25 protein-coding genes are annotated in these 22,285 nt (G+C 41.1%); 15 read left to right on the top strand and 10 right to left on the bottom strand.

Features of this window, described 5'->3' with window-relative positions:
- From N2257_06250 to N2257_06215, 8 genes are all read right to left on the bottom strand, one after another.
- The coding region (locus N2257_06250; protein MCX7793989.1) for a V-type ATP synthase subunit B at positions 1-1,008 on the bottom strand (1,008 nt) is incomplete at its 3' end.
- The gene (locus tag N2257_06245) at positions 1,005-2,618 is read right to left on the bottom strand and encodes a V-type ATP synthase subunit A (protein ID MCX7793988.1); all 1,614 of its coding nucleotides are present in this window, start codon (positions 2,616-2,618) and stop codon (positions 1,005-1,007) included. The genes N2257_06250 and N2257_06245, both read right to left, overlap by 4 nt.
- Complete coding sequence (locus N2257_06240; protein ID MCX7793987.1) at positions 2,615-2,932, bottom strand: V-type ATP synthase subunit F; 318 nt, start codon at positions 2,930-2,932, stop codon at positions 2,615-2,617. The genes N2257_06245 and N2257_06240 overlap by 4 nt, the downstream gene beginning before the upstream one ends.
- Positions 2,929-3,867, bottom strand: a complete 939-nt coding sequence (locus tag N2257_06235) for a V-type ATPase subunit (GenBank protein ID MCX7793986.1) — start codon at positions 3,865-3,867, stop codon at positions 2,929-2,931. Before N2257_06235 ends, N2257_06240 begins: the two co-directional genes overlap by 4 nt.
- Entirely contained in the window at positions 3,845-4,417 is a 573-nt protein-coding gene (locus tag N2257_06230; GenBank protein MCX7793985.1) for a V-type ATP synthase subunit E, read from the bottom strand. The genes N2257_06235 and N2257_06230 overlap by 23 nt, the downstream gene beginning before the upstream one ends.
- Positions 4,418-4,422: 5 nt before the next feature.
- Positions 4,423-4,635, bottom strand: a complete 213-nt coding sequence (locus N2257_06225; protein ID MCX7793984.1) for a hypothetical protein — start codon at positions 4,633-4,635, stop codon at positions 4,423-4,425.
- A gap of 24 nt (positions 4,636-4,659) precedes the next feature.
- Entirely contained in the window at positions 4,660-6,534 is a 1,875-nt protein-coding gene (locus N2257_06220) for a hypothetical protein (GenBank protein MCX7793983.1), read from the bottom strand.
- Between the two features lie 20 nt (positions 6,535-6,554).
- Positions 6,555-6,914, bottom strand: a complete 360-nt coding sequence (locus tag N2257_06215) for a hypothetical protein (protein ID MCX7793982.1) — start codon at positions 6,912-6,914, stop codon at positions 6,555-6,557.
- A gap of 114 nt (positions 6,915-7,028) precedes the next feature.
- Here N2257_06215 and N2257_06210 point away from each other — a divergent pair, with 114 nt between their 5' ends.
- Positions 7,029-7,853 carry a cyclic nucleotide-binding domain-containing protein gene (locus tag N2257_06210; protein ID MCX7793981.1) on the top strand — a complete coding sequence of 275 codons (825 nt, stop codon included), beginning with the start codon at positions 7,029-7,031 and terminating at the stop codon, positions 7,851-7,853.
- Between the two features lie 11 nt (positions 7,854-7,864).
- Here N2257_06210 and N2257_06205 read toward each other — a convergent pair whose 3' ends face one another.
- Entirely contained in the window at positions 7,865-8,869 is a 1,005-nt protein-coding gene (locus N2257_06205; GenBank protein MCX7793980.1) for an omptin family outer membrane protease, read from the bottom strand.
- A gap of 162 nt (positions 8,870-9,031) precedes the next feature.
- On the opposite strand from N2257_06205, the gene N2257_06200 reads away from it, so the two are divergent.
- The 7 genes from N2257_06200 (at position 9,032) to panB (ending at position 13,739) form a co-directional block, all read left to right on the top strand.
- Entirely contained in the window at positions 9,032-9,427 is a 396-nt protein-coding gene (locus N2257_06200) for a nucleotidyltransferase domain-containing protein (GenBank protein MCX7793979.1), read from the top strand.
- A 298-nt stretch (positions 9,428-9,725) separates the two neighbouring features.
- Positions 9,726-9,863, top strand: a complete 138-nt coding sequence (locus tag N2257_06195; protein MCX7793978.1) for a DUF86 domain-containing protein — start codon at positions 9,726-9,728, stop codon at positions 9,861-9,863.
- Positions 9,864-9,865: 2 nt separating this feature from the next.
- Positions 9,866-10,639: a carbon monoxide dehydrogenase accessory protein CooC gene (locus tag N2257_06190; GenBank protein MCX7793977.1), complete on the top strand. Its 774-nt coding sequence runs from the start codon at positions 9,866-9,868 to the stop codon at positions 10,637-10,639.
- Positions 10,639-11,226, top strand: a complete 588-nt coding sequence (locus tag N2257_06185) for a 5-formyltetrahydrofolate cyclo-ligase (protein ID MCX7793976.1) — start codon at positions 10,639-10,641, stop codon at positions 11,224-11,226. Before N2257_06190 ends, N2257_06185 begins: the two co-directional genes overlap by 1 nt.
- Positions 11,207-11,767 carry a GTP cyclohydrolase I FolE gene (gene folE / locus N2257_06180; protein ID MCX7793975.1) on the top strand — a complete coding sequence of 187 codons (561 nt, stop codon included), beginning with the start codon at positions 11,207-11,209 and terminating at the stop codon, positions 11,765-11,767. Before N2257_06185 ends, folE begins: the two co-directional genes overlap by 20 nt.
- A gap of 160 nt (positions 11,768-11,927) precedes the next feature.
- On the top strand, positions 11,928-12,782 hold the full coding sequence (gene folD, locus N2257_06175) for a bifunctional methylenetetrahydrofolate dehydrogenase/methenyltetrahydrofolate cyclohydrolase FolD (protein ID MCX7793974.1): 855 nt from the start codon (positions 11,928-11,930) through the stop codon (positions 12,780-12,782).
- 162 nt (positions 12,783-12,944) lie between these two features.
- Positions 12,945-13,739, top strand: a complete 795-nt coding sequence (panB, locus tag N2257_06170; protein MCX7793973.1) for a 3-methyl-2-oxobutanoate hydroxymethyltransferase — start codon at positions 12,945-12,947, stop codon at positions 13,737-13,739.
- Positions 13,740-13,745: 6 nt separating this feature from the next.
- Here the strand turns inward: panB and N2257_06165 are convergent, their stop codons facing one another.
- Entirely contained in the window at positions 13,746-14,297 is a 552-nt protein-coding gene (locus N2257_06165) for a hydrolase (GenBank protein MCX7793972.1), read from the bottom strand.
- A gap of 51 nt (positions 14,298-14,348) precedes the next feature.
- Between N2257_06165 and N2257_06160 the strand changes: the two genes are divergently transcribed.
- From N2257_06160 to N2257_06130, 7 genes are all read left to right on the top strand, one after another.
- The gene (locus tag N2257_06160; GenBank protein ID MCX7793971.1) at positions 14,349-16,481 is read left to right on the top strand and encodes a DEAD/DEAH box helicase; all 2,133 of its coding nucleotides are present in this window, start codon (positions 14,349-14,351) and stop codon (positions 16,479-16,481) included.
- 148 nt (positions 16,482-16,629) lie between these two features.
- Positions 16,630-17,127 carry an NAD(P)H-dependent oxidoreductase subunit E gene (locus N2257_06155; GenBank protein ID MCX7793970.1) on the top strand — a complete coding sequence of 166 codons (498 nt, stop codon included), beginning with the start codon at positions 16,630-16,632 and terminating at the stop codon, positions 17,125-17,127.
- A complete protein-coding gene (gene nuoF / locus N2257_06150; protein ID MCX7793969.1) occupies positions 17,127-19,010 on the top strand; it encodes an NADH-quinone oxidoreductase subunit NuoF in 1,884 nt (627 codons plus the stop codon). Before N2257_06155 ends, nuoF begins: the two co-directional genes overlap by 1 nt.
- Positions 18,989-20,860: an NADH-quinone oxidoreductase subunit NuoF gene (locus N2257_06145; GenBank protein ID MCX7793968.1), complete on the top strand. Its 1,872-nt coding sequence runs from the start codon at positions 18,989-18,991 to the stop codon at positions 20,858-20,860. The genes nuoF and N2257_06145 overlap by 22 nt, the downstream gene beginning before the upstream one ends.
- Positions 20,861-20,871: 11 nt before the next feature.
- Complete coding sequence (locus N2257_06140; GenBank protein MCX7793967.1) at positions 20,872-21,282, top strand: CBS domain-containing protein; 411 nt, start codon at positions 20,872-20,874, stop codon at positions 21,280-21,282.
- A gap of 25 nt (positions 21,283-21,307) precedes the next feature.
- Positions 21,308-21,907 carry a 4Fe-4S binding protein gene (locus tag N2257_06135; protein MCX7793966.1) on the top strand — a complete coding sequence of 200 codons (600 nt, stop codon included), beginning with the start codon at positions 21,308-21,310 and terminating at the stop codon, positions 21,905-21,907.
- Between the two features lie 36 nt (positions 21,908-21,943).
- On the top strand, positions 21,944-22,285 hold a 342-nt coding region (locus tag N2257_06130), incomplete at its 3' end, for a 2Fe-2S iron-sulfur cluster-binding protein (protein MCX7793965.1).

Below are 22,285 nucleotides of genomic sequence, written 5' to 3'. Positions count from 1 at the left end.
GCTCAGTACTATCTGGCCCTCTGTGATATATCCAGTGAGGTCAGGTATGGGATGGGTTATGTCATCCTCCGGCATTGTAACAACAGGAAGGAGGGTGATTGAGCCTTTTGTACCTTTTATCCTTCCTGCCCTTTCATAAAGGGATGCAAGGTCTGAATACATGTATCCAGGATAACCGCGCCTTCCAGGAAGTTCTTCTCTGGCAGTTGACACCTCCCTCAGGGCGTCACAGTAATTTGTCATGTCCGTTAATATGACGAGGACATCCATCTTTTTTTCAAAGGCAAAGTATTCTGCAACAGTGAGGGCAAATCGGGGCGTAAGGAGCCTCTCCATAACAGGATCATCTGCCATATTTATGAAGGCGACAAAGTCTATTTTGAGTTCTTCAAGGGTCTTCATGTAGAAGGAATATTCATGGAATGTAAGTCCCATTGCTCCAAAGACAATGAGAAATCTTTTTCCTTCTTCTCCCTGTTCCCTTTCCCTCAGCCTTGAGTATCTTAGTATGCTTGCAACAACCTCCTTTGATGGAAGACCAGCACAGGAAAAGACAGGTAGTTTCTGGCCCTTTACAAGGGTATTAAGACCATCTATGCAGGAAAGGCCTGTTTCTATAAATTCTTCGGGCCTTGCCCTTGATACCGGATTCATTGGATAACCTGTAACAGGTAACCATTTATAAGGAAGGGGAGCAGGAATTCCATCAATTGGTTTAAAGGAGCTGCTGAATATCCTTCCGAGCATCTCATCTGACAGCGGGACCTTTTTAATTGAGTCAGTAAATATAACAGTCGTATTATTTATATCAAGTCCCTTTGTCTCGCCATAGACTTCTATGAGTACATTATTTTCCTCTATCTTGAGAACCTCTCCTTCTCTTTCTTCTCCTGAAGGAGATATTATCCTTACAATCTCACCTATGCGGCATGAAAAGACCTTTTCAAGAAATATGAGGGGCCCTCTTATGGAGGATATTGTCCTGTAGGAATGCTCGGCAAGTCTCATTTAATTGCCTCCTCAAAGGGAATGCCCTTTCTTATGAGCTCAAGCGTACTGTCATAGAGGTCAATGAGACCTTTAAGCCTTTCAGCTGTCTTTTCAGGTGGTGAAAAGGCATCCTCTGTATAGGCATTCTGGCAGAGGAATTCAAGCCTTATCCTCTCAGCTATATTCATGAGCAACCTGTCGCTGTCCTGCAGTCCCTCCATTCCAACTATCTCAACAACCTCTCTAAGGGATTCTTCCTTCTGAAGGATCTCATTGCATCTCTGTCTTAGAGCTGTCCAGTCAGGGTGTATCTTTTTGTTGAGAAAATCCATCAGTTCGCCTGCATAAAGTGAATAACTCTGAAACCAGTTTATTGCAGGAAAATGCCTCCTGTGAGCAAGGGATGTATCAAGCATAAGGAATGCTCCAGCAGTTCTAAGGCATGCCTGTGTAACCGGCTCTGTAAAATCTCCTCCTGGAGGTGAAACAGAAAGTATCATGCTAAGTGAGCCTGTTCTGCCTGACAGGGTCTCAACAACTCCTGCCCTTTCAAAGAAACTGGCTAGCCTTGAGGCAAGATAGGTGGGATAACCCTCCTCGCCGGGCATCTCCTCAAGTGAGCTAGATATCTCCCTCAGCGCCTCAGCCCATCTTGAAAGACTGTCTGCAAGTAATAGTACATGATAACCCATGTCTCTGTAGTATTCTGCCATTGTTACTGCTGTGTATATGGAGGCCTCTCTTGCTGCAACAGGCATGTTAGATGTATTTACAACAAGCAGGGTCCTTTCCATAAGTGGTCTTCCTGTCCATGGGTCACTCAATTTCATGAATTCTTCTAGCATCTCTGCCATCTCATTACCCCTTTCGCCACAGCCTACATAGACAACTATGTCAACATCTGCATATTTTGCAATAGATTGCTGAAGGATAGTCTTTCCTGTGCCAAATCCTCCAGGCAGTATGGCGGTTCCTCCCTTTGCAAGGGGAAAAAGCATGTCGATAGCCCTCTGACCTGTTATTAAGGGTTCCCTTGATGGTAGTTTTCTCTTAAAAGGCCTCGGAATCCTTACAGACCACTCATGGCAGCCAAAGAGTTCACCTCCATCCTCAAGCTCTGCAAGTGTTTCATTGAGGCTTATCTCGCCATCAGCTATCCATCTAATAATTCCCTCTCTTGTGGAAAGAAGATAGTGTTTGAAGGTTCCTTCCTCTACATATCCATAAATCTCTCCATATCTTATCTCTTCTCCAGGTTTTTTTAATGGATAAAATCTCCATCTTCGCAGATAATCAATGGGATAAAGCTCTCTTCCACCTGTAATGAAAGAGCCCATCTCCTCTTCGAGTCTCTTGAGGGGTCTCTGGAGTCCATCAAATATATTTGAAAGAAGACCCGGTCCAAGCCTTACTGTAAGGGGCATGCCTGTTGATTTTACAGGCTCTCCTATTGCCAGTCCCCTTGTATCCTCATATACCTGTATTACTGCCCTTTCTCCCTCAAGTCTTACCACCTCTCCTGTAAGAATCTGTCTTCCCACATATACCCTGTCATAGAGTCTGAGACCTCTTACCTCAGCAATCACTGTCGGGCCTGATATGCCTTTTATTATTCCTGATGCCATCATATCCTTAGCCTCACATGGTATCCTATAGCCCTTCTTATGAGCCTCAGTAGATAATCCTCTCTTTCTTCAGGTTTTTCCGGTGAGGGAATTATTACCATAACACCGCTGAACTTCTCCTCAATTTTTTTGAATTTATCCTGACCCATGGCATTTACAAGTCTTTCATCTACTGCAATAAGCCCTGTTTCGGGATCACTGATCAGGTCTTTAAGCAGCCTTTCACATTCCTCTGGCTTTACAGAGTGGTGTATAACACCTGCAAGACTGAATCCAGGTTCAGCATCTTCAGGAGTTATAAAAATTATCTTTTTCATAAAATCTCATCCCTGAGCTCAGCCCTCTCAATACCTGTAGCTGAAAGGAGTGTTCCGAGATTTCTCAGTTCAATATAAAGCGACCAGAGATGATAGAGTATAAGACCTGTGCCATCTGGCTCATAGCTATTCTTTCTGAGTCTTCCGCTAAGTCCTTTTAAAAGAAGATCTTCGATGCTTTCGCCTGAAAGACCTGTGAGTTTTTTAAGGATTGTTGAGAATTGCACAAGATCTCTCTTAATTATTATCCTTTCAAGGTCTTTAATCTTGACCTCTCCACCAGGTATAAATTCAGGAAGGGTCCTGATGTCCCATTTTATTGTTCTGTAAAGGGCTGTAATATTTCTGCTATCAATCTGATAGATAATGAATGCCTTTATGTGTCTGTTAAGCTCAATTGATAGCAGGTATTTAAGGCAGGTTTCATAAATAAATCTTTCAAATCCCTTTAATCCCTGTTTATGAAAAATATCAGCTCCATCAGAGAATCTGCTGTCTGCTATATAAAAAAGCTCTATGAGCTTTTTTATAATATTACCAAAATCCTCTCTGGAAAGAAGATTGTCCTTTATATCTTTAGAAAGAAGGCTGATTCTTAATAGCTCAGCTGCATCGTCATAGTATGCTACCTTTATAAGTCTGAGACAGGTAATCAGTGTCTTTAACTCAAAAAAGAGAAAATAGGGCCAGAAGACATTCCTCAGTCTCTCGTTCATCTCTGAATAAAGCCATCTGTATCTCTTAAGAAGGGGTGGTAGATAAGAGGAGTCTGAAAATTCATAGGGCAATGTCTTTATAAATCCTGCCAGGTCAGGTGAATAGAGAGGGATATTCCAGTCCTTTACGAGTCTTGACCGTCCTCCCCTTATCCTTGAAATAAAGTATTCTTCAGGATAATTACATTGTGGTGGCTCAGTAAGAAATACCTTTCTCAATCTTGATCTCCCTTAATATTTCTGGCAGAATCTCAGGCCAGAGCCTCTCGAGTCTTTTAATAAAAGTATTATCAACAGTGATACCTTCGGTGCTTTCTGCGACCAGACCTCCGATGATTGATGCATCCTCTACTATCTCTACATCAGGAAAATAGACCTCCGCAAGTTTCCTGTCAAGAGGATTCACCTTTATACGTGACCATCTCATAGGAGGGAGCTCTCTTACGATATTTTCAAAGAAATCTTCATAACCCTCCTTTCTCAAGGAAAGGAGGCTTTCCCTTGCAATATTATAAATTCTTTCTGCTAGTCTGTGCATTGTCATATTTCTTATTATGCCGGCCTGCTTTTTTGCTTCAAGGACAAGGGATGAAACCTCTGATTCTTCAACTTGCCTTACATGATTTAGATATTCAATCCTGAATTTTTCAAATTCTGAGAGGGCCTTTTCTCTGTATTTTTCGATCTCCTGCTCTCCATCTTTCCTGAGTGCCTCAATCCTTTCCTTTGCCTTTTCCTTCAGGGATTCAATGAGTTCCTGATATCCCATAACTGCTATGCTGTAAGGATTATGGTGGCAATAACAAAGCCCAGTATAACCATGGTCTCAGGTATTGCCACTAGGATTATGACTGTTCCGCTCAATTCCGGCTTTTCAGCTAGAGCACCTGCACCTGCTGCACCAATCCTTGACTGTGCCCATGCAGTTGCAAGGGCACTTATCCCTATTGCAAGGGCTGCTGCAAAGGCTATGAGGACCTTTTCCATAAAGCACCTCCTTATTTAGTCTTTTTATTTTCTGAAGGGTTCAAATCTTCTTCCTCCTGGCTCTATGAATTTACTGAAAAACTCAACAAAATGAAGCCTCATGGAATGGATTGCCGGAGAAAAGACACCAAGTATGATATTTAAAAGATGGAGAAGTCCGGCCACTACTGCTCCTGCAATAACATTACCTGTCATTCCTGCAAGTTCATTGGCAACAAAGGCTAGAAGTACAGAGGTCAGTCCTATTGCCATTATCCTAGCATAGGAGATTATATTGCCTATACTCTTTATGAGTTCAAGTGGTGCAAGAAGACCACCAAAAAGGAGGAGAACTGGTGCCAGAATGAGGATAAGGCTCAATACAGGCTTCATGAATCTTTCAGGTACCACTCCGCAGAAAACTGAAGCAGCAATTATAATTGAGATGATTAAGAGTATATCTATTAACCTTGCAATTGCCTCCCTTTTTGCTCTTTTTTTGATGCCTCCTATAAAGCCAAGAAAAAGACCTATCAATATGTGAGATATGCCTACAGCCAGGGCAAAATAAAGCATGGGCATTACAGCTGTTTTCCGCTCTATCCAGAGGGGCTTCATGCCAAAGACCTTATGACCGATTTCACCGAAGAATTCTCCATAAAGAATACCGAAGAATATTGAGTATATGGAGCACACAAGAAGTATTCTGCCTATATCTTTAATAATCTTGTTATATAATCTCCTAATAAGAAAAACGGAGACTCCAAGAAGTACAACTCCATAGCCAGAGTCTCCCAGTATCATGCCAAAAAAGATCGGGAAGAATATAGCAATGAAAGGTGTGGGATCAAAGGAGGTATAGCGGGGAAGGGGAAGTATTCTTACCATGAGCTCAAAGGGCTGAAAATAGGGCGGATTCTTAAGCATTACAGGTATCCTTTCAAGATCTTCTTCAAATATCTCCTTTTCAGATAGGGTTACTCTTCCTCCGAATCTTTCCCTCAGTTTCTTCTTGAGAAGAGGAACATCTTCTGAGGGCATCCAGCCATAAATGATGAAGCACAGTCTTGTTTCAAAGACCATGGCAGTGGCCTTCATGAGTGATAGTTTCTCAGAAATCCACTGTCTGATACTCTCATAAAGAGGCCTCCATCTCTTTGTGAATTTTAAAAGCTCCTCATCAATAGAGATCAGTGTTTTTTCTATCTCATTGATCCTTTCCCTTATTGCCCTTGACCTTTCTGGAAAGGTAAGGCCCTCAAGTGATGCAGGAAAGCTTATCTCAGGAATCCTCTCCTCACTCAGGACTTTTCTAAGGGTTTCTGACATTACCTTCTCAGTTACAATCACTCCTGCAATGGTTCCGTCTGATGCCCTGTTTGTGAAAAGCTCATATCTTCCTTCTGTAATCTTAAAAAGAAGCTTTCTTATTCTAGGTATAAGCTCAGGGTCTTTGATGGTAAGACCTATAAAGTCTATTTCTTCTGTCTTTTCAAGCACATTTACAATAGGCTCAATAGCCTCAATGAATATCTTATATCTACCGAGCTCGGAGAGCTCTTTTTGAAGGAGTTCTTTTTTGCCCTGAAGGGTCTCACAGTATTTTATATGGGTGGGAATCAATCTTCTCAGGGTCTCAACTGTTTCTTCCGGATCTATATAGCTTTTTCTGATTTCTATTTCTGGCAGATAGGAAAAGAGTTCATCTATTTTGGCCTTCAGATCCTCAAGAAGGAGTTTTTTTGATAATGTCTTCTGATCCAGTGAAAAGGTCTCTATGTATTCTTCTTCTGCCTTTTCTATAAAACCAATTGTTTCTGTCTCTATCTGCACAATCGCCTCTTCCCTGAGAAGATTGAGGGTCTCCTCAAGAAGCTCCTTAAGACCTGCAATCTCAACCTTTGACATCTTTACAATCATTATATCTACCTTTTAAGGAATCACTTGATTCTCTGAAGATATTTTTCTACTATTTCTTTAAGATACTCCTGATCAAGGCTTTCTATTCTGCAGGCAAAATCCCTCGCTTCTTTAAGCATAAAAGAGGCCTGCTCTTCTGCCCTTTTTTTAATTTCTTCTTTAAGCAATCTTGCCTCTTCCTCAAGAAGGAGCTTTTTCTGACCTATCTCTTTGTCTATCTTCTTCTTTTCTTCATTAACCCATTCATCAATCCTTATTTTTTCCTTTCTGAGGGTCTCCTGTATCTCTTTTTCTGTGTTTACTATGATAGAGAGTATATCCTGCATATCATATTCATACCATAGAATGGATTTGTAGTCAAACCTAACATATAGTGCCATTTTAATGATTACTCTTTACTGATCCTGAAAGTTAAGTTTTTAGATTCAATAACTAAGAGAAAATTTAAAAAAAGGATTAATCTGAGGTTCCTTCAGGTTCTGATATAATATGTCGTGGAACTATGGGAGTCTTATTTCAGTGCAGTCAGGTCAGCCAGCTGGAAAAGGGCTATAGAGGTACTTGATGTTATTAAGGAGAGAGAGCCAGAAAATCCTCAGGTCTTTCTTAAACTTGGAGATGCCTGCCAGAGGCTCGGAGATCTCAAGAGGGCTATACCTGCCTACCATCAGGCCGCCTATCTATTGCTAAAAAATGGTTTTATCCAAAAGGCCCTTGCTGTATACAAGATTATTCTCAGGCTCGATCCTCATGATGACGAGGCCCTCAGAAGATTAAGGGAACTGCTGGTGGAGATGGAAGCAGAAAAGTTCATGACCCTAACTCCTGAAAAGGAAATAGATAGAACTGAGTATACTTCGATGGAAGAGGTTAGAGCGACACCTTATGAAGAAGAAACCCTTCTTATATCAGGATTTTTGAAAGATGTCCCTGAGACTGAGATTAAGGAGATTATCCCTGATTTAAAGAGGATTAATTTTACTTCTGGAGAGACTGTTATTGAAGAAGGAGATTCAGGAGATTCCATATATGTTATAAATTCAGGCAGGGCAAAGGTTACAACCCATGTACTTGGAAAGGTTGTTGAACTGGGCATACTCCAGAGGGGAGATATATTTGGAGAGGTTGCCTTTCTGACAGGAAGGCCGCGGACTGCATCTGTAACAGCAGTTGAGAAACTTGAGGTTTTTGAGTTTACAAGACCTCTTTTAGAGAAATTGCTAGAAAGATATCCTGGTTTACTGAATATCCTTCAGGACTTTTATTATTCAAGGCTCCAGAATACACTGACAAAGGCAAAGGCTGCTCGAAAGTCCTGAGTCATTCATCTTTACCTGAAGTGGTAAATCAATGATAAGGAGAGATTCCACTGCTCGGACTCTATACGGTCGGAGACATAGGCATCACATCCACCTCCAGGGCATTCATCAGTTGGTCTGTAAAAGTACTGGTGCTGGGTGCCAGTTGTTTGGAATCTTAGATATTCTCCTTGGGCCTTAAGTAACAGGGTGCCTGTTATGAAATAATCTGCAATTAAATTGATAAAACCTCCTATGCCATCTGTCTTTGCCTCTGCAAGCTTGTATCTTAACAGATGGTCATCCCTGTCCTCTGCTAGGACATAACCGGCACCTGCTCTCAGACCTGCCTTAAAGGGATTCACTGAAAACTCACTGTTTATCCCTGCATAGAAGAAATTGTATTTTATTTCATATTGTAGTGCCTCGCCAGGGAAGAATCCAGTAAAATCTCTGCTGTAAGGACCGTAACCCTTCTGGTTTACATTGCTCGCAATAAATTTAAAATTCTGGTATCTATAGCCGATAAGGGGTCCTGCAGAAAAGTTATCAGAACCATAAAGGTTATAAAGCATGTTTATATCAAAGACAAGGGCATCAAGTTCTATATCTGATTCTGAATAGATATCTTTTCCAGGATGGGCAACTCCGTAAAGATAAATATCAATGTCATCTGTAAGCCAGTCCGAGTCCTTGAGTTTTCCAGAGCCATTATCAAGATTCTTAAGAAGCTCAAAATTAAGTTTAAACCTATCCTGCTCCTTCTCTCTGTAGAGGATTGCTGCCTGAAGTCCCAGCATATAGGTCTTCAGGGGAAATTCTAGCTCACTCTCAGCACCTGACAGACCTTCATAATAACTTATATGATAGAGGGTATAGCCAGAGATATAGGAAATCTCTGCACCAAATTCTGTTACAAGCTCTCCCTTACCATAAGGTGCGCTGTAGGACAGGCTAGGTATGGAGACAATTAATATCAACAAAAAAAGACTTAGATGCAAAGGACTCACCTTTACTTTTTTAATTCCGGATAACATTGCAAAAACTTACCATATCGCGCAAGGCCTGTCAAGTGAAAATTACCTTCCTAATTTTCAGACAGTAAAAGCATAGAACTGCCTCACTTGAGTGCAGCAATGCCAAAGTCCGACAGTTGTAAAGAATCTATGGAAGGCTTTTCATATGTGTTAAAATAGTTTATGAGAGATAAAGCAGAGATAAGCTCCAGACTGCGAAGTTATCTTGAGCCCAGAGGTGAGAGAATCTTTGCCTATATTCATGGCTCCTTTCAAGAGGATATTCCCTTCAGAGATATTGATATAGCCCTTTATCTTGATGAATCCATTGTTCCTGAAGAAGAACTTGAGTACTGTCTTGAGCTATCTGTACGTACTGAGATGGATACCAGGATAATGCCCCTTGATATAAGGGCACTTAATCATGCCACGTGGGGTTTCAGGTATCATGCCACAAAAGGCATACTTTTATTTTCAAAGGATGATGAAGTGAGAAAAGAATTCTTAGAGGAGACATGGAAGAGATATTTTGACCTTCTGCCAAAGAGAAGGGAGATTATACTTGACCTTCTGTCTTGAAGGATAAAATGGATTATAAAAGATTAAATCCAGATAAGATAAAAGCGCTCTCTGAGGAGATACTCAGCTCATTGCAAGCCTTAAAGAATATGCTCTACTTGAGGAGAGAGAGATTCTGAAGAGCTGTCCTTAATGCTGCAAAATATAATTTTATTGTTGCTATTCAGGCTATAATGATATAAGTCATCATATATTATCTAAAATTACTGGTAAGGTTTCTGACGAGTATGGAGGTTGTTTTCTTATCCTGAAGGATGTGGGAGTTATAGATGAGGCATAAGCTGTTAAGCTAAAGGCAATGGCAGGATTCAGGAACGTACTTATTCATTTATATCATGAAGTTGATGACAGAGAGGTTGTAAAACATCTCAAGGATGACCTATGGATTATCGAAAAATTCCTTGAGGTAGTAAAAGGGCTTCTGAATAAGAGATGAAAGTGGCTATTACAGGAAAAGGTGGAGTTGGTAAGACAACCTTAAGCTCTGTTCTCTGTTATCTTTACAGAGAGGAAGGTAAAAGGGTTATTGCTGTTGATGCAGATCCTGATGCCAATCTTGCTGGAGCACTTGGAATTCCAAAAGAAGAGGCGCAGAAGATAAGACCGATAGCTGAGCTTACAGACCTTATAGCAGAAAGGACAGGAGCGAAACCCGGTCAGATGGGTGGAGTATTTAAGCTCAATCCAAAGGTTGATGATATACCTGATGAGATAGGATACAGGCTTGATGGAATAATACTTCTTACGATTGGAAAATCAAAAGAGGCTTCCTCTGGATGTTACTGTCCTGAGAATGTCTTTTTAAGAAGATTATTAAAACATCTCATTGTAGAAAGAAATGAGGTAGTAATTGTGGATATGGAGGCTGGAATCGAACACCTTACAAGAGGCACTGCTGAAGGAGTTGATGCCTTTATAGTTGTAATTGAACCTGGATCAAGGAGTATCCAGACTGCAATTACCGTCAGGGATCTTGCAAGGGGTCTTGGCGTAAAAAGGGTTTTCGTTGTTGGTAACAAGGTCAGGAATGAAGCTGACAGGGAATTTATATCCAGTAACATAGAGGGTATGGAGATACTCGGATTTATAGGCTTCAATCATGAGATAATGGAAGCTGATATAAAGGGCCTTTCTCCCTATGTGCATGCACCTCAGGCTGTAAAGGATATAAGAATAATAAAAGAGATTCTTGATTCCAGACTCAGGGAATAATGAGATTTCTTTCAAAGGAAGATATAAGAAACTCAATTATTAAAAAAAGAGACTCCTTCCCATCCTCCTTAATGTATGAAAAGAGTATACTTATCAAAAAGAGATTACTGGAACTTGAGGAATTTAAAAATGCAGGAATTCTTCTTCTTTATGCCTCTTTCAGGTCAGAGCCAGATACTCATGAGCTCATACAAGAGTGTCTTATCGCCGGGAAAAGGGTCTTTCTTCCCAGGGTCAATATAGAAAAGAAGGAGCTTGAGGTGAGGGAGATAACCTCACCCGGACAGCTTAAAAAGGGTTATGCCGGAATCCTGGAGCCTGATGATAGCTGTCCATTGAGAGACCTGAATGAGGCTGATATTATCATTGTTCCCGGAGTTGCCTTTGACAGAAGCGGTGGCCGTATTGGCTATGGGTCTGGTTACTATGATAAGCTCCTTGCGGGATTAAAAAAAGATATCCCAGTAATTGCTATCGCCTATGATGAGCAGATTGTGGAGGACGTCTGCCTTGAGGGTCATGACAGAAAAGTAGATATGATTATAACAGACAGGGAGGTAATATACTGTGGACATAAAAAAGATTGAAGAAGGTGTAAGGCTCATACTTGAGGGTATAGGAGAGGATCCCTCAAGACCTGGACTTAGGGATACTCCTAAGAGGGTTGCAAAGATGTCTGAGGAGCTTTTCGGAGGGCTCAAGGGATCCACAGAGGAGATTTTAAAGCCAATGGAAGGAGAGAGTCATGACGAAATGGTTCTTCTAAAGGATATTCCATTTTACTCCATATGTGAACACCATCTTCTTCCATTCATAGGAATTGCCCATATAGCCTATATCCCTGCTGGCAGGATAGTTGGACTGAGTGAGCTTGCAAAGGCACTGGAGATCCTTGCTAAAAGACCTCAGGTTCAGGAGCGGCTAACGAGCCAGCTTGCAGACCTGCTAATGGAAAGACTCAGACCAAAGGGAGCAATGGTAGTCATTGATGCAGAACATCTGTGCCTTAGCATGAGAGGTATTAAAAAGCCAGGTGCCAGGACAGTAACTTCTGCAGTTAGAGGTCTTTTCAGAACAAGACAATCGACAAGGGAAGAAATGCTTGAGCTTATAAAGAAAAGATTGTAGGTTTTATTAATTGATTAATTATTTTTATGCCTTTTCTCTTTACAAGTCCTGCTTTTTTAAGCAATAATAAATGACCTTTTATATCAAATATTCAAATTTCACTTGTAGTAACAGGATTACTTTCGGTAACTGATATTTTTTAAATTACGGGGAGGCAAAAATGGCAGCTCAGATTATTGATGGAAAAAAAGTAGCGCAGGATATCAGAGAAGGATTAAAAAAAGAGATAGCAGAGCTTAAAGCGAAGGGTATCATACCCGGTCTTGCTGTGGTACTAGTAGGAGAAAATCCCGCTTCAAAGAAATATGTTGCCTCAAAAGAAAAGACCTGTGAAGAGATAGGAATTAAGAGCTTCGGTTATAAACTTCCTGAGCAGACATCCCGGGATGAACTTCTCAAACTAATTGATAAACTTAATGCTGATTCGCAGGTTCACGGAATACTCGTTCAGCTTCCTCTGCCAAAACATCTTGATGAGAAAGAGGTTATGTACAGGATTGCACCCAATAAGGATGTCGATGGCTTCGGTCCTCACAGTCTTGGGAAACTCCTGCTTGATGAGCCGACTTTTATTCCCTGTACGCCCTTTGGAGTAATAAAGATGCTTGAGGCTTATGGAATAGACCCTGCAGGAAAAAGGGCGGTAGTTGTTGGAAGAAGTATTATTGTTGGAAAACCCCTTGCCCTTCTTCTATTGAGAAAGAATGCCACTGTTACTGTATGTCATTCAAGAACACCTGATCTTAAAGAAGAATGCCTGAGGGCTGATATACTCTGCGTTGCCATAGGAAAGGCAAAATTCATTACAGGTGACATGATAAAACCTGGTGCAGTTGTGATTGATATAGGTATAAATGTAACTCCTGATGGAAAGATTGTTGGTGATGTGGATTTTGATGCAGCAAAGGAAAAGGCATCTTACATAACACCTGTACCTGGTGGTGCAGGTCCAATGACAATAGCAATGCTCATGTATAATACAGTACAGGCAGCAAAATTCAGTATAGGAAAATGATATGCTATACTCAATAGAGTAATTTCAGTATAATTAGTATATTAACGGGGCATGAAAGATTTTTTTCAGTTTCGCTATGCCTGTTTTAATAAAGGATATACTAAAAGTACTTAATTCAGGTCTGGATATAGCACCAAGATATATAAGGCACTGATTTAAGAGATGATCACCATTCAGGAACTCTGGAAGAAAAAGGCTGAAGGCAGAAAGATTACCATGCTTACTGCCTATGACTACCCTTTTGCAAGGATAGTTGATGAGGCAGGTATAGATATGATCCTTGTTGGAGATTCCCTTGGAATGGTTGTTCAGGGAAAGGAAAATACCCTTCCTGTTACAATGGATGAGATGATCTACCATACAGCAATGGTAGCGAGGGCAGCAAAGAATGCAATGGTTATAGGAGGTATGCCCTATCTCAGTTACCAGATAAGCATAGAAGAGGCTGTAAGGAATGCAGGAAGATTTATCAAGGGGGCAGGAGCTCAGGCAGTTAAGTTAGAGGGCGGATCTGAGATTATTCCACAGGTCAGCGCAATAGTAAAGGCAGAAATACCGGTGCTCGGTCATGTGGGGCTTACTCCTCAGGCAATACTCAGGATGGGTGGATTTAAGGTTCAGGGAAGGACAGAGGAGCAGAGAAGAAAGTTAATAGAAGACAGTCTTATGCTCCAGGATGCAGGTGTCTTTGCAATAGTTCTTGAGGCAATACCTATGGATCTTGCAAGGGAGATTACAGAGAAGTTATCCATTCCAACCATAGGAATAGGAGCCGGCCCTTATTGTGATGGTCAGGTACTTGTCATTCACGATATCCTCGGGCTTTTTGAAAGATTCACACCAAAGTTCGTTAAGAGGTATGCCAATCTTAAGGAAGAGGCAATCAGGGCAATCAAGACTTATAAGGAAGAAGTGGAAAAGGGGCTTTTCCCTTCGGAAGAGCAAAGTTTTAGGTGAGAATTTTTATTTTATCCTTTTTGAGATAACCCTGAATTCCTCTGTGCCTGCGATTCTTAATGCCTGAAATAGAACTGTCTCTGTACATGTGATGGCTGCACCAGCATCCCTCATGAATTCAAGACCTGCTTTTTTATTTTCTTCTGACCTTGAACATACTGCATCAGATACTACATGGACATAAAGACCTCTTTCAAGAAGTCCAAGGCATGTCTGTAAGACGCATATATGTGTCTCCATGCCAGTAATTATCATCTTTTTTCTCTTTATACCTTCAATTATCTCCATAAAACCTTTCTCACTGCAGCAGTTGAATGAGAGCTTTTCAAAGGGTTTATATTCAGGCAATGCCTCCCTGATTTCCTTCACAGTGCTGCCAAGGCCTTTAGGATACTGCTCTGTTATCACAATCGGTATGTTCAGTAATTTTGATAATTCAATGAGATGGAGGCAGTTATTGATTACCCTTTCCCTTTCAGCCATTACCTGGGCAAGCCTTTCCTGAATATCAATTATTATAAGAACAGAATCCTCTGGATGAAGAGTAAACCTTTCCATTCACACCTCCTGCTATAAAATGATTGGCAGATAAATATGATATTCTAAATCATGACCATAGAGGATTTAAAGTCCTTTGGTGCTGATCAAAGGCTGATTGATGCCATTAAGAACACAGGTGTGAGTGTTCTCTATCCACCTCAGGAAGAGGCATTAAAAAAGGGCCTCATTTCTACTGAAAGCTCTTTTATTGTATCTGCACCAACAGCCTCGGGGAAGACCCTGATAGCTGAGATACTTTTTCTGAAAGTCTTCTTTGAAGAAGGCGGAAAGATACTCTATCTTGTTCCTCTTAGAGCTCTGGCACGGCAGAAGTATGATGATTTCAAAAAGAGATATGAGAGACTGGGTATGAAGGTGATGCAGAGCACTGGTGATTATGACAGCGCTGATCCCTGGCTCGAAAGGGCTGATTTAATCATAGCCACCAATGAAAAGGTTGATTCCCTTATAAGACACCATGCATCATGGCTGGGTGATATAAGGTTAGTGGTTGTTGATGAGATTCACCTTCTTGGTGACCGCCATCGTGGACCTACACTGGAGATTGTCCTCACAAGGCTTAGGGATAGTTATCCTCATATAAGAATACTAGGATTAAGTGCTACTATAAAAAATGCCTCTGAGATTGCTGACTGGCTAAAAGCAGAGCTCGTTGAATCAAGATGGAGACCTGTTCCTCTGAAGGAGGGCGTATATTTTAATGGAGCTGTGCTTTTCAATGATGGTTCTATTAAGTGGATAGAGAGGACCTCAAAGATTGAGGTACTTGATATAGCCCTTGATACAGTAAAGGCATCAGGCCAGGTTCTCATATTCGTAAACACAAGAAGATCAGCAGAATCCCTTGCTGAGAAGTGTTCAGAGTCTCTCAGAAGCAGGATTTCTGAAAGTGACAGTTCCATTCTTGAAAAAATATCAATGGATGTCCTTTCTACAGGAGAGCCAACAAGGCTGTCAAAGAGACTCGCAGAGACCTTAAAAGGTGGAGCAGCCTTCCATCATGCAGGACTTCTTTCTGAGCATAGAGGCCTTGTCGAAGATGCCTTCAGAGAGGGTAAGATAAGTATTCTTGTTTCCACAACAACCCTTGCAATGGGCCTTAATCTTCCTTCAAGGACAGTAATAATAAAGGACTGGAAGAGGTATGAGTCTGCAAGGGGTATTGAGCCCATACCAGTAATGGAGGTAAAACAGATGTCAGGAAGGGCAGGAAGACCAGGTTATGACAGTTATGGACAGTCCATAATGATCGCAAGGTCAAGAAGCGATGAGAGATTTATAGTAGAAAATTATATCAAGGGCGAGCCCGAGGCAATAGAATCGCAGCTGGCAGATGAATCTGTGCTCAGGGTCCATATACTTTCATCAATAGCAGGGCTTTTCACCATGAAGGAGGATGAGATAAGGAACTTTCTTAAAAATACTTTTTACGGATACCAGAGGGATACAGAAGGAATATTCAGAATTACCAAAAGGATTATCAGCTTTCTCAAAGAACAAGGTCTTATTACAGAGACCTCTGGTTATTTAAGACCAACACCCTTTGGAAAAAGGGTCTCAGAGCTGTATATAGACCCTCTTACAGGTGTAATACTTAGGGATGCCCTTAAGAGTCCTAAGCCCAAGAGATTGATTTCTATTATTCATATTATATGCCATACACCTGATATGATGAACCTTGCTGTAAAGGAAAGAGAAATGGATGATATGCTTAATGCCTATTATAAATATGAGAAAGAGCTTCTGATCGATACAGAAGAATATCCCTTTGAACAGGTTCTTTCTGAGCTGAAAACAGCCCTCTGCCTTGTTGACTGGATAGAAGAAAAGACAGAGGATGAGATCTCTTCTAAATACAGCATAGGTCCAGGAGACCTTCATACAATTGTAGAGCTTGCAGAGTGGCTCCTTTATTGTGCAGAAGAGATTGCCAAGATCTTCTCCCTCAAGCATCTTTTAAAACCTGTTTCTTTACTAAGGCTTAGAATGAGTTATGGTATAAAGGAAGAACTCCTTGAACTAATTACCCTTAAAGGTATAGGAAGAATAAGGGCAAGGAGTCTTTACAATGCTGGATTCAGAACAAGGGAACACATCAAAAGCTCTTCCCTAAATGAACTCGCCAAGGTTTCTGGTATAGGTCTCTCAATTGCCAGGTCAATAAAAAGCCAGGTTGAGTAATAAACTTATAAAATAAAAAAATAATGAAAGACTAAATTTTTGTGCTAAAATAATAAATATTTAGAATCGTTACCCTAAGTAATAGTGTAACCATATGTAACAATAAGAAAAAAGGTCAGCATATGGCCTGACACTACAGGGAGGTAAGATGAAAATAGAAGAGCTGAATGATGAAATAATTGATTCTTCTTACAGGAGTGCAGCTGAGATACTAACCCTCCAGCAGAAAAGAAGGGGGCTTCTTATACACGCCCTTCAGGAGATACAGAAGGAGTACAATTATCTTCCTGAGGATGTATTACGAAAACTCTCAAAAAAGCTACAGATCCCCCTTGCTGATATTTACAGCACAGCCTCTTTTTACAAACATTTTTATTTTAAACCCCGAGGAAAAAATGTGGTCTGTGTGTGCATGGGAACTGCCTGTCATGTAAGGGGTGCATCAAAGGTTCTTGAAAAATTAAAAGATACACTTCATGTTGATGAAGGTGAAACAACCCCCGACCTTTCTGTAACGCTTGAGACTGTTGGTTGTGTGGGCTGCTGCGGTCTTGCACCTGTCATCACCTTAAATAATGAGATTATAGGATCTGTTGACCCTAAAAAGGTAGATGAAATAGTTGAGGCCATTAAGGCAGGTAAGTAATGGAGAGATTGAGAAGTATCGGAGATTTAAAAAAACTCAGGGAAAAACTGGAGCATGACAGTGCAAGTGAAAAACCCAGGGTAAGAATATGTTGTGGAACAGCCTGTACAGCAATGGGTTCACACAGGGTAATAGAAGCAATACTCTCTGAGAGTGCTGCAAATAAGATTGATCTTGAGATTGTAAAAACAGGCTGTCAGGGACTATGTCAGAAAGGACCTCTAATGCAGATAGATCCACAGGGTTACTTTTACCAGAGAATAACCCCTGAGCATGTTCCAAAAATTATAAACTATACTTTAAAGGGTAATATCCCTGTGAGAGAGCTCCTTTACAGAGATAGTACCTTAACCCAACCTGTATTTCACATGGATGAAGTTCCCTTTTATAAAAAACAGAAGAGGATAGTCCTCAGGAATAATGAGAGGATTGATCCCCGTAATATCTTTCAGTACATTAAATACAATGGTTATGAGGCCTTTGCAAAGGCTATTTCTTCAATGACACCTGAAGAGATTATAGAGGAGATCACGAATTCCGGATTGAGGGGCAGAGGAGGTGCAGGCTTTCTTACAGGAGTTAAGTGGGATGTTGTAAGAAAGGCACCCTCTTTAATAAAGCTAGTAGTAGCGAATGGTGATGAAGGAGATCCCGGAGCCTTCATGGATCGTTCAATAATGGAAGGAGATCCCCATTCCCTGATAGAGGGAATGATGATATGTGCCTATGCAGTAGGTGCAAAATACGGCTTCATATATGTGAGGCATGAATATCCACTTGCGGTTAAGAATTTACACATAGCGATAAATCAGGCAAGAGAGCTCGGACTGCTGGGTGAAAATATCCTCGACTCTGGATTCAGTTTCGATATTTTTATAAGGGAAGGAGCAGGTGCTTTTGTGTGTGGTGAAGAGACTGCTCTTCTTGCATCCATTGAAGGTAAAAGGGGTTTCCCCAGTCAGAAACCACCATTTCCTGCAGAAAAAGGCCTATGGTCCTACCCCACCTGCATTAATAACGTTGAGACATTTGCCAATGTTCCATATATTATCAGAGTGGGAAGTCAAAACTATGCCAGTATGGGTACGGCTGGAAGCAAGGGAACGAAGGTCTTTGCCCTCACAGGTAAGATTAAGAATACAGGCCTTATCGAGATTCCAATGGGTATTACACTCAGAGAGATAATCTATGACATCGGTGGAGGTATATTGAACGATAGAAAACTCAAGGCGGTTCAGACAGGAGGACCATCAGGTGGCTGTATACCTGCTCATCTTATAGATACAGAGATAGATTTTGACTCACTCTTTGAGATAGGTTCTATGATGGGTTCAGGTGGTCTAGTGGTTATGGATGAGACAGACTGTATGGTTGAAGTGGCAAGGTTCTTTCTATCCTTCACTCAGCAGGAATCCTGTGGAAAATGTCCTCCCTGCAGAATAGGTACCTATCAGATGCTACAGATTCTTGAAAGGATTGTTAGAGGGGAAGGTGAACCCGGTGATATAGAGAGGCTTGAATCACTCGGCAACAGTGTCAAAAAGGCCTCGCTATGTGGACTGGGAAAGACAGCGCCCAATCCAGTGTTATCTACGATAAAATACTTTAGAGAAGAATACGAGGAACATATAACTAACAAATACTGCAGGGCAAAGGTATGCAGGGGTATAGGTCTTTATGTAATAGATGAAAAAGAATGCTTCCTCTGCGGATTATGTAAGGAAGCCTGTGCCTTTGATGCGATTAAAGAGTATAAAGATAGATATTTCATAGACCAGGATTACTGCACTAAGTGCAAGGCCTGTTATGAAGCCTGTCCGATAGATGCCGTAAAGATAAAAAAAGAAAAGGAAGAGAAAATATGGAAAGGCTCAGAAATTTAGATGAGCTAAGAAATTTAAGAGAAAGTTTGCAGAAAACAAAGAAGGCTTTAACCTTTCTTGTATGTGGAGGTAGTGCCTGCAGGGCATCTGGTTCATTGAAGGTAGCAGACAGGATAACTGAAGAGGCGAGGAAAAGAGGTGTGGACTTTGAAGTCAAAATTACAGGTTGCAGGGGAATGTGTTCAAAAAGTCCAAATCTCAAGATAGAGCCTTCAGGAATTTTCTATACCATGGTGAGACCTGAGACTGTACCCAATCTAATGAGTTATACACTAGAAGGTAAAACATTTTTCAGACCTCTTTTATACAGGGATGACATACTACATGAACCCATCGCAAGGATAGAGGATATTCCGCTTTACAAAAAACAGTTAAGACTGGTACTCCGCCATAATGGTCTGATAGACCCAAAGTCAATAGAAGATTATATAAGGGTTAATGGTTATTCAGCACTGGAAAAGGCTCTCTTTTTTATGACTCCTGATGATGTCCTTGATGAGATTGACAGGGCAAACCTCAGAGGAAGGGGTGGAGCAGGCTTTCCTGCGGGCAAAAAGTGGAGACATACTAAGAATTCAAAGAGCAAGATAAAATTTGTGGTTGCCAATGGTGATGAAGGAGATCCCGGAGCCTTTATGGATAGAGCCATCATGGAAGGCAATCCTCACAGCGTTATAGAGGGAATGATAATATGCGCTTATGCAATAGGAGCCCAGTATGGATTTATCTATGTAAGGGATGAATATCCTGTAGCAGTAGAAAATCTAGGTGTAGCCATCTCTCAGGCAAGAGAGCTTGGACTACTGGGAGAAAATATACTTGGTACAGGTTTTAATTTTGACATAGAGATAAGAAGGGGTGCTGGTGCCTTTGTCTGTGGAGAGTCTACAGCATTAATAGCCTCTATAGAGGGGTACAGGGGATTTCCAAGACCGAGGCCACCAAGATTATCAGATGTAGGAGGTGGAGTGTGGGGTTATCCAACAAATCTTAACAATATTGAGACCTTTGCCAATGTCCCTATCATTATAGAAAGGGGTGCTGATTATTTCCTCTCAATTGGTACAAAAGATTCTCCAGGAACAAAGGTCTTTGCCCTTGCAGGAAAGGTTAAGAATTCCTGCCTTGTTGAGGTGCCGATGGGTATTTCCCTCAGAGAGATTGTTTATGATATTGGAGGAGGAATTATTGGAAATAAAAAATTCAAGGCAATCCAGACAGGAGGTCCTTCAGGTGGATGCCTTCCCGAAAGCCTTCTTGACCTCTCAGTAGATTTTGATACTCTAACAAAAGCAGGTTCAATGATGGGTTCAGGTGGAATGATAGTACTTGATGAGGAAAGCTGTATGGTTGATATAGCTAAATATTTTCTTTCTTTCTGCCAGTCCGAATCCTGCGGAAAATGTCCTCCCTGCAGGGTAGGTACATACCAGATGTTGCAGATATTAGAGCGTATCACGAATGGCAGAGGAGAAAAAGGAGATATAGAAAGACTTGAGGAACTGGGAAGGCATATCCAGAAAAGCTCTCTGTGCGGACTTGGTCAGAGCGCACCCAATCCTGTTCTTTCAACAATAAAATACTTTAGAGAAGAATACGAGGAGCATATTTTTGAAAAATACTGCAGAGCAAAGGAATGTAAAGGACTGGGTGTATATATTATTGATAGAGAGGAATGTTTTCTCTGTGGTCTCTGCCAGAAAGCCTGTGCCTTTGATGCAATAAAGGATTACAGAGACAGATTATTTATAGACCAGGATTACTGTACAAAGTGCAGGGCCTGTTATCTAGCCTGTCCAATAGGTGCGGTAAAGATTGAAAAAGCAAAAGACAGTGTAAAGGTAAAGTAAAAGGAGGAACTATGAAGCTCAGAGAACTTCTGGTAGCAAAAAAGAACAAGGAGATAGTTTCTGTAAGTCCTGGTACACGGATAGGAGATGCTATCAGGCTTATGGCTGAAAAAAACATTGGAGACGTGCTCGTTATGGATGGAGAGAAGCTTGTAGGCATATTTACAGAAAGAGATGTGGTTCATTTATATGCGAAAAAAATTTCCTTTGAGACAGGAATTATTTCAGAGGTGATGACCCCTGATCCTGTGACCTTCGATGAGAGCACAGATGTTAACGTTGTCCTAAGTGTAATGTGTCAGAAAAATATAAGACATCTTCCTGTAATGAGAGAGGGCAGGGTTGCAGGTGTAATTTCTTTTAGAGATGTAGTTAAATACCTTATGCCTGAAATATGTTACTTTGCAGACCATATATATTAATTTCAAACTGTGGAGAGGTAATAACATGGAAGTAAGAGAAAAAAAGGTAGAGGATATTAAAAAGGAGGCTGAAGCTTCAATAAAATGTCCTGTGGGCAGATCCCTTTATTATATTACTGAATTTCTTAATGGTCCGATGTGCGGAAGGTGTTTTCCCTGCGAGATGGGTACCTATGAGGCAAGGCTCAGGCTTGAAAGACTCCAGATGGGTGAAGGCTCAGAGCAAGACATAAGAGCACTGAAAATGATAATGAAATACATGCTTGTTGCCTCTATGTGCAAGAAAGGGAAGGATACAGCAAGATTTGTTCTTGAATGGATTGATACAGGTGTCTTTGAGGCTCACATTCAGGCAGAATGTCCTCAGATGGAGTGTAAGGGCCTCATAAGATACAGGATAATACCTGAGCTCTGCATAATATGCGGAGCCTGCCAGGATGTCTGTAAATTCAATGCCATACTCGGGGAAAAGAAGAAGCCCTTCCTGAGTGGCTATCTTCCCTTTGAGATAAGGCAGAAGAGGTGCACAAGGTGTGGAGAATGTATAAAGGTCTGTCCAACCGGAGCCATTGTACTCGAAAGCAAGGCAGTATTTGAAAGGGGTCTTACCCTTGCTCAAAAATAATATATATTATAAATGATCAATATAAAGGAGGCATAGATGACAAACCTTGTGAATATCACAATTGATGGCAAAAAAATCCAGGTTCCAGAGGGAATTAACTTAATAGATGCAGCAGATATTGCAGGTATTCATATACCAAATCTCTGCTATCTGAAGGGCATGCGCGGAATAGGTGCCTGTAGACTATGTATGGTAGAGATAGAAGGCACAAAGGGCCCAATGATTGCCTGCACCATGAAGGTGAAGGATGGCATGGTTGTAAAGACCAGAACACCAGAAATAGATGAGATTAGAAAATTCGTTATAGACCTGATTGTATCCATGCATCCCCTTGACTGCATGACCTGTACAAAGGCAGGTGTATGCAGACTCCAGGAC

It is taken from the genome of Thermodesulfovibrionales bacterium (assembly GCA_026417875.1).
In the GTDB taxonomy this organism is placed as follows: domain Bacteria; phylum Nitrospirota; class Thermodesulfovibrionia; order Thermodesulfovibrionales; family CALJEL01; genus CALJEL01.
Note: the sequence above shows the minus strand (reverse complement) of the source record. Positions and strands in the feature narration are given on the sequence as shown.